Raw genomic sequence first — 13,639 nt, forward strand, 5'->3', positions numbered from 1 at the left:
ATGACATGATTCAGAAAGAAAAATACAACGTAAAAAGGGTGCTTGCCCTGATTCTGTCTCTCGCCTGCGTGACAGGGCTGCTGGCAGGGTGCGCTCAGCAGAACACCGGTGAAGGCAAAGCTGAGGGAAGCTCCTCGGAAGAACCATCGTCCGACACCTGGTATGAAGCAGATCAGGAAGCAGGCATTCTGACCGTCCGCCTTCCCGCCGAAAAGGAAGGATTCATTTGGGACTTTACCATCGACGACACCACCCTGTTGGAGCTGGTCACGCTGGAGGACAATGACGGCACCTTTGTTGCCAGCTTCCGGGCGCTGGAAGACGGCGAGACAGTTGTGTCTTTCTCCTATGCCAAGGATGATGTGCTGGAGGAAATCCGGGCGCTGAATGTTACCTGCAAGGATGGAAAAGTAGCCGACGTCTCCAACGCTTCCGTTATGCCCATTAGTGGGCAGGATGATCCGGAGATCACAGACCTTCGAAACAGCAACAGCATCCCCATGATTATGAAGGAACACAGCGCGGTGACCTGCGTCTCCGAGACCTGGGACGGGGAGAACAACTGGCAGAATAAGACTGTCCGTCAATTCGTCAGTTCCGATGGTCGCCTGTGGTATGACTACGAACAGTACGATGATGCTGACCAGGTCGTATACTGCGAGGCGGGATACATCAACGATGACGTTCCCGGTGCCCTGTATACCTGCGAAAAAGACGGCCTGAAAACGATGACGCTGTGCCCGGCGTCTGAGTATGAAGCCATGGTGTCTGATCGCTGGCTGGCGCGTCAGCCGTATGACTATGAGACCGTGGCGGACAAGACCGACAGCACAGAGTATGGAACCACCACCCTGACCGCCGCCAGGCAGAATGGTCTGACAGGGATCAACAGCGAGGTCATTTACTTTATCGACGATGCGACCGGCCTCATCACCGGCATGGAGGTGACGGAGCATAGTGCAGAGGACGGCAGCGTAGTCTCCGTGACCCGCAGCAATATTCTCTACGATGAACCCCGGCTCATGGAGGAGCAGGCGGCTATGAATATTCTGTTCCCGGAGGACGCCTGCTATCTGAACGTGATCATCAATCCCGGAAAAGAGAATTCCGAGGAACAGGCTTTCCAGATGGATAAGTCCACGGAGGTGGAATTTGACGCCATGGAGGGCTATCAGCTGTACTACGATTATGATTGTACCCAGCCCATGGATTGGATCGATGTGGGGCAGAATAAGCTGACTGTCTATGTCACGATAGATCCTGCGAAATAAGCATTTAAGAGATTCTTCTGTGATTGAACACAAACAGATTTCGAAAATCTAACGCCGTAAACGGCATAGGAAGATCACTATAAATCAAACACACGAGCAGTGGAATAGATGGACAATTCTTGTCACTTCGGATATTAAGCCCGCATCGGTGCAGACGACGATAAGATTTCTCCATTGCCAATGGCGCACTTCTATACAGGGTAAACCCTGTATTGTGCGTCCTGCGGAGCGAACAGCCCGGACAATTGAAGTCCGGGCTGTTTTGCGTCACTTCGTTCCGAACAAGGGAGTGCCTCCCTTGCGCTGCTTACGCAGCTATTGGTATAGGTCTTGAAGTTGACCGTACAGCCTGTGTACTCTCTGCGTTCCAGAATGTTGACCACAGAACTATCTCGCCATTCGTAGGGGTTCTCCGGTTCGGCGTAAGGGGTCTTCTGCCCCTGCCGTTTCTTGTAGGCAGTGGGCGTCAGCACCTTGTCCGCTTTGAGCTGATTGGTGATCTGCTGAGGGCCGCGTCTCTCCATACACATATCGAAGATACGTTTGACCACAGCGGCAGCTTCTTCATCAACGATTCACTGGTGCTTGTCCGCCGGGTCTTTGACACAGGTGGTACAGCGTCAACAGCGTCCACCGCCTTCCGCTCCTTGCGGGCGTGATCTGTGAAAACCCTTGCTGTCATTTTCTGTGCATCCGGCAGATGCAGGATGTGCTCCATGACCTCCTTTTTGATGGGATGGATAGGATAGAAAAAGACCGCCTGCATTTTCGGTAGACGGTCTGACTGACGGCATGGGATTTTCAAACTTTGCGGCGGGGACTGTCTGCGTCAGAAGATTGTATCCGCCACAAAGTGCGCTGGGATAGCTGCGTAAGCAACGCAAGGGGGTCACTCCCTTGTTCGGAACGGCAGCGTAAAAAGTCATCATAGTTTTTTCCTCCTGTCTCGCAGCTTTGTCTAATCACTCTTACGGGAGAGGTGCGGAAATAACAACAATTCGCTACTATCTTGCTCACTACGCTGCTCCATAAAGGCCGGATTATTGCATGGAAAGCTATCTTGTACAGGGCTTCTTGAAATGATAAAATGGATTCGACAACTCTGAATCTGATTGAAAGGACGCATGGATATGACTCCACTTGAAATTATGAAACAATCCGCTGCCTATGCCAGTGGGTATGAGAATACACCAGTAATGGAGCAACAGCGTGCAAAACAGCTTTGCTGGGAATATAACCGCACCGCACCGGATGAACAGGAAAAACGCAGGTCCATTTTGCAGAAACTGTTGGGGTCGTGTTCGCAAATGACCGGTATTGAGCCGGATTTTCACTGCGATTATGGCTTCAACATCCATATCCATGGCCTTGCTGTTATCAATTACAACTGCGTCATTTTGGATACTTCGCCAGTAAATATCGGTGCAGGGGCTTTTATTGCTCCCGGCGTGTGTCTGGCCTGCTCCGGCCACTCTGTTGATCCGGAACAGCGCAGTCACGGCATTGGAACTTCTGCGCCAATCACGCTGGAAGAGAATGTTTGGATTGGTGCAAACGCTACGGTTTGTGGCGGTGTTACCATAGGTGCCGGTTCTGTCATTGGTGCTGGAAGTGTGGTAACACATGACATCCCGGCGGGGGTTGTTGCGGCAGGAGTGCCTTGCAAGGTCATTCGTCCCATTACAGAAAAAGACAAAATTTCATCGGCGGAGATTTTATTCTGATAGATAATAGATCATTGATACTGGTGTTTTCCAGCTTGGCAGACTGCTGAGCTTCGAACAAATTGGCATCTGCGGAGGAAACGGAATATGTGGAAATGTCCGAAATGTGGAAGGGAATTCAAAAGAACAAATCAAGGTCATTACTGTGGTAACGAGCGGTTGGAGGAATTGCAAACAGCGGACAGCTACGACTCCATCTCCGTGACCGGGCAGTCTGCCGATTGGATAGAGGTGTTGGCGGTGTTTGCCGTGAAGGTGGCTGGATCCGATGCAGACGCCGCGGACGTGGCCACCATGGATGCCGACCGCATCGTTCGCCTGAAAGCGGTCTTTTGGGATATGACCGGGATCGCAACGGAGGTGGAAACGATCAACCACCCCGGCAGCGGTGACGACGATGGCTGGACGGAGCGAAACCTCTATATCACCATTACTATTTCCGGGGCCGTGGTGAATTGCGCCGTTCCTTCTGTATCCGCGCCGCACAGCAGGCGATCATTTCCTCCGGCGTCGGGATCGCACCGGCGCACGGAATCTCGGAGACGATACCGGCGTCCCTTGGCTGCGCCATGAGGATGGCAAGGCTGATTTCCCTGCGGACTTCTTCCACGCTGATCCCTTCACGCGCGGCGATGACTTCCATGGCGCGTCGCGCTGCGGTAAGCTGCTTGGCATTTGTTTTCATACGGTTTCCCTCCTGATATTTCTCTCAGCGATATTTATTGCTTAATTTAACGACAACATAGCATAAGTATTGAGAGGAAAACCGTCGAACATGGTCGAAAGTGTGAAGTTTTATCGTTCAATAAAACGATAATGGACGAAAAAAGAGGAAGCCTGCAAAGGCTTCCTCTGTATCAGGTCTGATCGTGGTTCATGGCGCGCATGGTCTGTAAAACCGCGTCCTTCTGCTGGGGCGTCAGATTCACCCAGTTATCAAATAGCTCTTTCAATTCCGGCGTCAGCTCCACCATTTCGCCCTCTGCGAAGAACTGAGAAAGCGAGATGCCGAAAGAGGTACAGATCGCTTCCAGCGTACTGATGGAGGGAATCGTATTGCGGTGATAGATGTTCGCAATGGTAGAATTGGAAAGACCGCAATTTTTAGCCAGTCGATACTCTGTCCATCCGCGCTCGTCCAGTAGTTGATGCAGCCGCTGAAGCGTATCCATAGTTTCGCCACCTTTCTGTTCTGTATATATTTTACCGTTTTATTGAACGATATAATATTGTTTACTTGTATGCGTAATATCGTTTAATAAGACGATAAAGGCAACTCAAACGGATGACAACCCCACGGACAGACGAAGCCGCCCCTGTCAGGCTCAACGCTTGACAGGGGCGGCTCTTTTTCGTGTTCAGTTTTGTGCTTCTCGCTCCTGACGCAGAAGCGCGATGCAGATTTTGAGCTGATAGGCTTTGTGGACACCCAGCTTTCTGTAAATGTTTTTACGGTGCGTGGCAATGGTGCTTTCCGAGCAGTTCCTTTGTTCAGAGATCTCACGGGGGCTGCTGCCATCGGCCAGGGCCTCCAAGATCTCTCGTTCCGTCGGCGTCAGCATATCATAGCCCACCAGGAACATCTCATAGGTCGCCGGATCGATCTCGGATTTCCGGAAGTAGGCCAGCCGCTGGGCGTCGGCCTGCGCCGCTTCAAACTGCCCTTGCAGCTCTTCATTCTTATCCAAAAGCTGCACGGCCTGCTCCTGCACGGTCTGCTTTTCTTGCTCCAGCGTGGTGATGATCTTCTCATGTTCCCGATCCTGCGCCTGCAGCGTGGCGGAAATCGGTTCAAAATCAGCAAACGCCATCTGCTCGCCGCCGCGGTCCTCGTCCCGCAGCCGATCCAGATCCCGATGCACTGGAGCGAGATACCGGCGCGCCAGATACAGACAGCAAACAATGGCAGAAAACAGCAGCAGCGCCGAAAGCAACACCGTCTGCATAATATTTTTGGCAACAGCGATATTGTAATCTTCCTTCGGGATCAGCACCGCCAGCGTGTGGGGTGTCCCATCGCCCTTTGCCGCGGTAAGGCTTTTCACCATGCCGACAAAAGAAAAACCGTCGCCGTTCAGGGACACCAAACCGCTGCTCATGGGTTTAACGGTGAGAGCTTCGGGGGGAACATAGCAGAAGCCTTCCTCCGTATAGGTCATCAGGGCGGCTCCTGCGTCTAAGGTGTCGCCGCTCTCCGTGGTCAGCAGGCAGGCGAGGCGGCTGAGATTGGAGGGCTGGTCATAGCGCGCGGAAAAGAAGGTCTGGTTGATGGCGAAGCCGCACATTCCATAGATCGTGCCGTCTGCCCCGATCATGGGGATCGTCAGCAAAACCGCCTTTTCCGAGGTCCCCGGCAGCGTAACAAGGTCAGTGGTGCGGCGGGAATCGGCAATCGGGGCGGCAGCCTGTACGGTATGCTCCGCGTAATTGGGGAACTGCCCAATATGGAATTCCTGGGCCCACTTCCGGTGCGGCATGACGTTGTGCGCTTTGCCCACGCTGGCAATGCCCCGGAACAGCAGCAGGTTATTGGTCACGCGCCCCGCGTTTGCCCTTTGCACATAGAGGCCGCTGCGGGCATCCGCTGTATCCCCGTCGCTCATGGAGCTTTCCAAGACGACAAACGCGCCGGAGCAGTCCGCCTGCCGGACATACTGGCTCAGCGGCTCCAGCATAGCGTCCTCTACCGCTTTGGTCGCCTCCACATTCCCGTCCAAATCCTCAAAGGAGATGCCCTGCTGCTGCAGCGTGTCCTCCAGCAGCGCGGTCATATCCTCGGAAAGAAGGATGCTCATAACGGAGACATTGTGCCACAGGGATTCCATATCGTTCTGAAAGACCTCCATCTGAAGATCCAGCGCCTTTTTGATCTCGGCCTTGGGACTGCTCAACCGGCCAAACAGGGTGAGTCCCGCATAAAGCGCCGCGATCAGCAGCACCGCCAGCACGATCATGTAGCCGATGAGCTTATGCCGCATGGAGCGCCGCGCGTTTTTCAAATAAGACAATACCTGCATGGCCTTTACCTGCCTTGATGGAAAGTTACGGAAAAGTGATTTACTGGATGGAGCGGAACAGCGCCCAGGTCTCCTCCGCCAGCGCCTCCACATCCTCACCGGCAGCGGCCCGCTGGGGCAGCTCCTGCTGCATCTGCCGCAGGCCGTCGTACAGGGTATGGACCTTGGAATAGTAATCGGTGAAGCGCACCTCGGCCAGCGGGGTATAGGTTTCCTGCATGGTCTTGAGGGCGGCGTAGAGATTGGCATAGCCCTGATCGGCAAATTCTACTTCGTCAATGGAATCAAAGGCCCCGTTCCGCACGGGCATATAGCCAGTAGAGGTCACGAAGTCCAGATTGCGCTGCTTCTCCGTCAGCCAATGGGCAAACAGACTGGCGGCCTCCGCCTTCTGTTCGGTGGTCTTGTAGGCGCACAGGCCCACGCCCGCCTGGGTCATCAGGGGCTCTGCCCCCGCTGTCATGGGCAGGGGGACCACCTGCAGGTCCATCGGCTCGCTGCGGCCGTCCTCATAGGTAACGGTATCATTATAATAGAGAATTGCCGCGGAGGAGCCAAGACCGGACAGCACCTCGCCGGTCATGACCTGGGTATTGGAGTAGAGATCGGACACCACGATATGCCCCTGCGCCAGCGCACGGGCAAACTGCATCCAGCTCTCCTTGAACACGGCATTGTCGAAGTCATACCAGCCGTCTTCCGTGTAGAAATCCTCCGCCCCATGCTCCAGCGCGTTCAATTCCACGGCGCGGATGGGGTAGTCCATGGCGCAGAAAGGCTCCGTGCCGTTCGACCAGTCATAGAACTTCCCGGCAGCGTCATAGAATCCCTCCCAGGTGGAGAGGTCGTCATAGCCCACGCCGGTGGCGGCGGAAAAGCGGGCAAAGCCCGTGCCGTTGAGCATGAGCAGCTGCGTGGATTTGGACAGGGGGAATACAAGCAGACTGCCGTCATCTGCTTTACCGTCGGCAAGGAAGCCGGACACAAACTCGCTCCGCTCCTTCTCCGTGAAATAGTCATTCCAGTCCAGCAGCTTGTCCTCGCCCAGGGCGATGGCGTCTCCGATGTGGCAGGTGAAGAGGTCCGGCATCTCCTGCGCGGAATCCCTCTGTGTCTCTAACAGAAAGCCGCCGATCTTCGCGGCGCTGCTCAGCTCCGTCACCTTGACGCGGACGCCCTTCTCCTTCCCCTCGGTGCGGTTGAATTCCTCCACCAGCGTGTCCATCGGGGAACCGGCCTGCTCGCCGTATACGTGCCACATCGTCAGCTCCACCGGCTCCTTGGCTGAGAGCAGGGACTTGTTTCCGCAGCCCGTCAGGGCAAATACCAGGATGAAAGCCATGAGAATGGCGTAACCTTGCTTTTTCATCGCTGTGTCCTCCATGCACAAACACTTGTCCGTGAAAACGCTGTTTTCCGGTGATTTTTGAAAATATTTTTTCGTCCGTCTACCCTAAATCGAGGTTTTAGGGTATGACAAGATTTTAAATCTATGGTACAAAACAGGCAGACGGGGAGGCGAAATCGCCGATCGGCCCCCGTCAAAGGAACAGAGAATCGTTAAAGGGGTACCCCTTTAGGTTGGAGCTTCGCTCCAACCTAAAGACCGCTCGTCACCGTACATGGGGGGAAGCGGTCGCCGCTTTAGCGCTTCCATTGTAGCATATTCCGCGACAGCTTTACAAGACGAAATGAGAAAAAGAAGGGAGGAATGCGGATGGAGCAGGCGAAGAAAACGGCAGCCTACCGGGTCGTCACCGACTCAGGAGGCGACAGGATCTTTCGCTTCTACTGCGACATCTCCGGCGAGCTGTGCTGCGTGAGCAAGCCCATCCGGGCGGACACGGAGGAAGCGGCGCTGGAGCTGGCGTGGGAACAGGAGGGCAAGTGGGAGTTCAACCGCTGCCCCCGATGCGGCAGGTTCGTCTCCTCCGCCATGTTCAATGTCAACGCGGGATTGTGTCTGGACTGCGCGCCGTGGGAGGATGAGTATCCCTCGTTCTGCCATCACTGCGGTGCAAGGCTGCGGGAATCGGACGCCTGCTTCTGCCCCGCCTGTGGAGCGAAGCTGCAGGTGGGCGGCACAGACGGAAAGGAGGAAGCCAAATGACAGACTATGACCTGAGAACCCGGAAAGCCCTGCGGCAGGTGACGCTGCTGGAGTACGGCTGCGGGCCGGAGACGCTGCGGCGGCGCAAGATCTGCCCCAGCTGCGGCAGGGCCAACAGCGCCGACCGGACGGACTGCGCCGACTGCAGCGCGCGTCTGCCGGAGATGACCCTCTATGACCTCTACCGTTCCCGCCACCGCTGCTGCCCCAAATGCGGCGTGACCGTCACCGACGTGGCGCGGTACTGCCCCGAGTGCGGGGCGCGGCTGCCCAAGGGAGCGGCGAGACGGGAGGCGGCGGTATGAGCCTCTTCCGGAGGCGGGAGCCGCCCTTGCCGAAAGCGGCGGTGTGCTTTGCCTTGCCATTCAGGACCCGCCGTGCGGCGGACTGGCTGAGAAATCTGGGCGGCTGTCGGCCAATAGGCGTCCTCTCTGATGACTGCGGCGACGTGGCCTGGCAGTGTGCTGCCGAGCAGGCGGACCTTCTGCTGCTGGAAACCGACTTCACCGAGGGCGTGGAGGACAAGGACGTTTCCGCCCGCTGCGACATCGCCGTCGAGGTGCGGCGGAAGCTGCCGGATTGCCGCGTCTATCTCGTCTGCGAGGACGGACACCCGGAAAAGCTGGCCGCGCTGGAAAAGGCGGTGGAGCTAAAGCTCATCGACGGCTATTGCATCGGCGGGCTGACCGCCCGGCAGGCGGAAATCTGGCTGGCCGAGACGGCGCGCGCCATGAACGAGCGCACAGAACCATGAACCATGAACCGACAACCGAAAGGAGGACAACGCACGGATGCGAAAACGAATCACATCTCTGTTTTTAACGCTGGCGCTGATGCTGACCCTCATCCCCGCGAGCCTGACCACCACAGCGGAGGCCTACCTGCCGACGCCCAACCCGAACACTCCCCACAGCAACAACGGCTGGGTCGAGCTTAACGGCCCGCTTGGCGTTGCCGCATTGAAGGAATACCTCAAGGACGAAAACAACACCTGGTACATGCGGCTGACCGGCAACATTTCGCTGGACGATGACAGTTTTGAAGGCATCACCGTCAAGGGAACCAAGTACCTTGACCTGAACGGCTATTCCGTCGATGTCAATAGAGACGGGGGAAAAGAGCTGACGCTGTTCGAGGTGCCGGAAGGCTCCACCATCGTGGTCTGCGACTCCCGCGGCGGCGGCAGAATCCACTACGACGGATACCTGGACATGGATCAGAGTTGCAACAGCGAAGGTGGTCAGGTCAAGTTTAGAGCCATTCGCAACCTGTTCCATGTGGAGGGCACGATGATCCTCAACGGCGGCGAGCTGGACGGCGGCCGCTCCAAGCAGGTCTGGGTAACCTATTCCCATGCCGCCGGTAGTGCCGACTACTATACCGGCTATGTGCGCCAGCAGCTCTACGCCACGGGCATTGATGTCGATGGCGGCACGCTGATCATGAACGGCGGCTCGGTCTGCGGCCGCGGCGATTACCGGGACGCTATTTATGCTTGGAACAGCGGCACTGTGGTCATCAACGGCGGCCGCATCCTCGGCCTCGGCGGTGCAAACGCGCTGCGTTGCCGCGACTATCAGCCGCCCAGCGTAAGCATCCGCGGCGGCTACTTTGAGACCCGCAAGATCGACAAGGAGCACTGCGGCAGGTATCCCGGTGCAGCGCATTCTTCGCCGCATTATGTTTATGAAGAAGGAAGATACGGCGATGTGAACGTGAAGGAGGAGCACCTCTATCCGGGCGCGAAGCTGTCCACAGGCTCCCACAGCGCCACGGTCTCCCCGCCCACCAACGTCAAGACGAACTATGTCAAGCTCGCCACCACCAACAGCAACATCTATAACCCCAACATCGAGGGCAGCGGCACGGTCAGGCTGACCGGGTACACCCCCTATTACACCGAGGACAACTCGTGGGGCAAGCTCTTTGAGCAGCAGTACCTCGGCACGACCGGCACGGGCTACACCCCATATTATATCTTCGCCATCTACGACAAGGACGGCAAGCGCGTATCCGACGAGATCGTGGATGTGTTCACGCCGGGCACGCAGCCCGGCCGGACGGTGAAGGTGAGCGACTTTAAGGCCAAGAGCGGCGGCGAGCTCAAGCTCGACTTCCTCAAGCCCTACACGCTGCGCTGCACCGTGGGCGAGACGCTCAGCACCACGCAGGAGTACACCGCCTCGTACTACAACGAGTGGAGCTTCATGAAGGACGTGGTGGACATGAGCGGCATCACGATAGACGGCGAGGTCTGGCAGGCCGACTCCTCGGATGGCGACACGGCGGACTTCATCATGAGGCCCACGGTGACGAACTCCACGAACTTCTCGCACATCAATAGCCTTGACTACGGTAACTTCCGCTTTATCTACTATGTGGACGGGCAGGAGGTCACAGAGGCAGAAAAAGACATCCATATCACCTCTGGAGCGAACGAGAGCACCATCACCGGCTGGGGTCAGAGCTTTTTCGCATCGCTGCCGGAGGGCGAGCAGTCCCTGCGCTGCGAGTTCGACTTTGAAAGCAATGGCATCCCCTATAACCTCGGCATGACCAGGAAGGTCTATGTCTTCCCGCGCATCTACGCCACAATTGGCATGGGAGACTACGCAATGTGCGAGAACGACACTGTCACCTGCCCCAAGAGCGACAGCAGCTATCGCTATGCCTACCTGCGCCCCTATACCGACAAGAGCTTCCTCACCAATGCCGGCAAGAGCGTGACCAGCTATGTGTGGCAGTACCGCGACGGCAGCGAGTGGAAGAACATCACCGTGAAAGGCTCGGGGTCGGACTATCTCGCCACCAACGTTTCCGGCGTGACGATCAACGAAGGCGACGGCACGCTCAGAACCTACCGCTCCGGCGACTACCGCGTGATGATGAACCACAAAAACGTGACCAGCTATTCCGCCGCGCCCATCACGGTGGTCGGCAAGACCTACGATGCCAGCACCTACGAGGTCTCGCTGACGGCGAGCAAGGACAGCACCGTGTACAACGAGACCGGCTGCACGCTGACCGCCAAATTCAACCTCAACGACGCCAACTGGGAAAGCACCTTCATTGCGGAAGTTGTCCTCCAGCGCGACGGCGTGCCCGAAGGCGCGTGGAAGGGACTCGACCTGTTTAACAACGGCAAAGAGGTCAAATGTCAGGACCTCTATTACGGCTATAGTAATGGTAATAATAGAATTCTTTTCGATTCTACGGGCAAGGCGACCTTCGATCTGACGCAGATGAAGAAGCTCGCCAACTTGGGCGACGCGGAATTCGTCCCCGGCACGTACCGCTTCATGCTCAAGGTGCCCTATAAGGAGAACGGCGTCAAGAAGTACATCTACAGCGCGCCCTGCACGATTCAGATCGACAAGCGCGCCACCGGCGTTGACGTGATGGTGGGCAGCGAGAACATCACCAACGGCGGCGGCACAACGGCCGCCAGCGCGCCGAGCTACACCATGCCCGGCAATACGAACATCCTCCAGCTCGGCTATCAGCCCGTTCAGCCGAATGCCACCATCCCGAGCAGCCCCACGGTCAAGTGGTACGTGGAGAGCGACCGGGAAATTGCAACCATCGAGGAAAGCACCGGCAAGCTGACGGCGCATAGCCCCGGCACGGCGCTCGTCCGCATGGACTTCTCCGGCAGCGGCCTGAACTACACGCGCTATGTCAAGGTCATCATCCCCATCGAGGGCTTCCGCATGGGCGAGCCCAACTTCGGCGCGGCGGCTGCCGGCGGCAAGACCTACGAAACGGTGGAGATGCCCATTACGAGCGTGCGCTGCTACAACGGCACATGGGTGGAGAACACGAACAACAAGTACATGAGCGCCGTGGTCATAGCCGTTAAGGGCCAGAGCACCGGGGTCGGCAGCATCATCAACCAGCTCACCGACACCGTGCAGTACAACGACAAGTTCACCGCGACCTTTGAGATCAAGCCCAAGGAGGGCTACCAGTTCGTCCTGTACACCTCGTACATCAGCGGCGATTCCTGGTACAAGAAGGCCAACAGCAAGGTCATCCAGTGCAGCATCCCCGGCGACAGCTCCCTTGACAGCGCCATTTTCAAGGGCTGTGAGGAGGGCGGCGAGTACTATAACGGCTCGTACGTCACGCCCGCCAACGCAACGCTGTACTACGCCTACGAGGAGCCCTGCCTGAAGGACCCCACCGGCGGTACGATCTATCTGAACACCGTCTTCCTCACCACCGATGAGCCCATGGAGGGCGACCCCCGCTACGGCGGCACGCTCCCCTCGAACTACCGCAATGATATGCTGAATGTCCGCATCAACACCATTGAGAATATCTTCACCGCGGGCGGCTACCCCGTGCTCTCGAGCGAGAGCAAGGTCTCCAAGGTTCCCGACGTGACGGGCACGGGCACGGCCTACGCGCCGGTGCTGTATGCCGACAAGGACAGCGCGACCAGCTTCAATAATCCCGGCTCGTGGCTCAATGTGCTCTATGACGGCAGCAATCCGCGCCCCGACGCCGACCTCATGCGCCAGCGCTACGAGGCGGGCACTTACATCAGCGAGCTGGTCATCACGGCGGGCGTTGCGGCAGACGGCACGAAGTATTACTTCGAGCCCAACACCGCGCTCGTCATCAACGGCTACAAGGTGCAGCTGCTCCATCCCTCGGACAACGGCACGTTCTCGCAGGCCGATGTGTATGACGATGTGTACGGCTACCAGTTCCTCGGCTACTCGCCCGGCAAGCTGAGAGCCACCTACTACATCGTTTCGGACAGACAGCCCGCGTATAACACCGCCACCGTCACGGTGGCCGCGCCCGTCACGGGCGAGAAGGCCGCCGTCGCGTCCGACGCCATCGTCACGGGCGTGACCCGCACCGGCGAGAGCGAGGAAATCGTCAACCACGGCGTTTACGTCAGCAGACTCACATGGTTCATTGACGCAAACGGAAACGGCCAGCTGGACGAGAACGAGGAATGCACGCCTGAAAACGGCCTCACGGCGGACGGTAAGTTCCTCGGCGGCAAGACCTACAGCGTTTACTTCGAGCTTGCCGTCACCGAGGGCATGGGGCGGCTGAACAACGAGGCCTTTACCCTCAAGGTCAACGACCTTGAAGTGCCCATCAACACCACCGCGGCCAAGGGCGTCTACACCTTCCCCGAGACGGAGATCGTGGGCTACGGCGTTTCCGGCAATGTGGAGAGCTTCAACTCCGGCACCGCCCCCGTGACCATCCAGCTCATTGAGCAGGGCCAGTCCGAGGCGGCCTATGAAGTTCAGGTCTCCGGCGGCACCCAGAGCGGCAATAAGTTCACCGCCCCCTACGCCTTCTCCGATGTGCCCACCGGCACCTACACCATGAGGGTGATGAAGCAGAACCACGTCACGAGAGAGTACACCGTAGTTGTGGGCGCGGAGAATGTGACGCAGGATGTGAAGATTTGCCTGCTTGGTGATGTTACAGGTGACGGAAAGGTAAATCTCAAAGACTGGAACCGAATCTATCAGCATTATGACAATA

General features: G+C 57.2%; 11 protein-coding genes. 6 read left to right on the forward strand and 5 right to left on the reverse strand.

All coding sequences use genetic code 11. The features are described 5' to 3' along the window. The first annotated feature begins 5 nt into the window (after positions 1–5). Positions 6–1,271 (forward strand): hypothetical protein, encoded by a 1,266-nt coding sequence (locus ACTNBZ_RS08490; protein ID WP_441209240.1) that lies wholly within the window; start codon positions 6–8, stop codon positions 1,269–1,271. A gap of 191 nt (positions 1,272–1,462) precedes the next feature. On the opposite strand, the gene ACTNBZ_RS08495 is transcribed toward ACTNBZ_RS08490, so the two are convergent. Continuing rightward, positions 1,463–1,846: a recombinase family protein gene (locus ACTNBZ_RS08495; RefSeq protein ID WP_441209249.1), complete on the reverse strand. Its 384-nt coding sequence runs from the start codon at positions 1,844–1,846 to the stop codon at positions 1,463–1,465. 555 nt (positions 1,847–2,401) lie between these two features. Here ACTNBZ_RS08495 and ACTNBZ_RS08500 point away from each other — a divergent pair. Further along, complete coding sequence (locus tag ACTNBZ_RS08500) at positions 2,402–2,995, forward strand: sugar O-acetyltransferase (protein ID WP_441209241.1); 594 nt, start codon at positions 2,402–2,404, stop codon at positions 2,993–2,995. Between the two features lie 433 nt (positions 2,996–3,428). On the opposite strand, the gene ACTNBZ_RS08505 is transcribed toward ACTNBZ_RS08500, so the two are convergent. From ACTNBZ_RS08505 to ACTNBZ_RS08520, 4 genes are all read right to left on the reverse strand, one after another. Beyond that, positions 3,429–3,680: a hypothetical protein gene (locus ACTNBZ_RS08505; RefSeq protein ID WP_441134905.1), complete on the reverse strand. Its 252-nt coding sequence runs from the start codon at positions 3,678–3,680 to the stop codon at positions 3,429–3,431. Positions 3,681–3,852: 172 nt separating this feature from the next. Next, positions 3,853–4,167 carry a helix-turn-helix domain-containing protein gene (locus ACTNBZ_RS08510; protein ID WP_441209242.1) on the reverse strand — a complete coding sequence of 105 codons (315 nt, stop codon included), beginning with the start codon at positions 4,165–4,167 and terminating at the stop codon, positions 3,853–3,855. Positions 4,168–4,353: 186 nt separating this feature from the next. Continuing rightward, entirely contained in the window at positions 4,354–5,949 is a 1,596-nt protein-coding gene (locus tag ACTNBZ_RS08515; RefSeq protein ID WP_441209243.1) for a helix-turn-helix transcriptional regulator, read from the reverse strand. Between the two features lie 103 nt (positions 5,950–6,052). Next, positions 6,053–7,381 (reverse strand): ABC transporter substrate-binding protein, encoded by a 1,329-nt coding sequence (locus ACTNBZ_RS08520; RefSeq protein WP_441209244.1) that lies wholly within the window; start codon positions 7,379–7,381, stop codon positions 6,053–6,055. Positions 7,382–7,729: 348 nt separating this feature from the next. On the opposite strand from ACTNBZ_RS08520, the gene ACTNBZ_RS08525 reads away from it, so the two are divergent. The 4 genes from ACTNBZ_RS08525 to ACTNBZ_RS08540 all read left to right on the forward strand — a co-directional run. After that, a complete protein-coding gene (locus ACTNBZ_RS08525) occupies positions 7,730–8,122 on the forward strand; it encodes a hypothetical protein (RefSeq protein ID WP_441209245.1) in 393 nt (130 codons plus the stop codon). Next, a complete protein-coding gene (locus tag ACTNBZ_RS08530) occupies positions 8,119–8,427 on the forward strand; it encodes a zinc-ribbon domain-containing protein (protein ID WP_441209246.1) in 309 nt (102 codons plus the stop codon). The genes ACTNBZ_RS08525 and ACTNBZ_RS08530 overlap by 4 nt, the downstream gene beginning before the upstream one ends. Next, positions 8,424–8,876: a hypothetical protein gene (locus tag ACTNBZ_RS08535; RefSeq protein ID WP_441209247.1), complete on the forward strand. Its 453-nt coding sequence runs from the start codon at positions 8,424–8,426 to the stop codon at positions 8,874–8,876. Before ACTNBZ_RS08530 ends, ACTNBZ_RS08535 begins: the two co-directional genes overlap by 4 nt. 37 nt (positions 8,877–8,913) lie before the next feature. Then, the coding region (locus ACTNBZ_RS08540; RefSeq protein WP_441209248.1) for a hypothetical protein at positions 8,914–13,639 on the forward strand (4,726 nt) is incomplete at its 3' end.

Source organism: Pseudoflavonifractor sp. HCP28S3_F10 (assembly GCF_052065415.1).
GTDB lineage: Bacteria > Bacillota > Clostridia > Oscillospirales > Oscillospiraceae > Pseudoflavonifractor_A.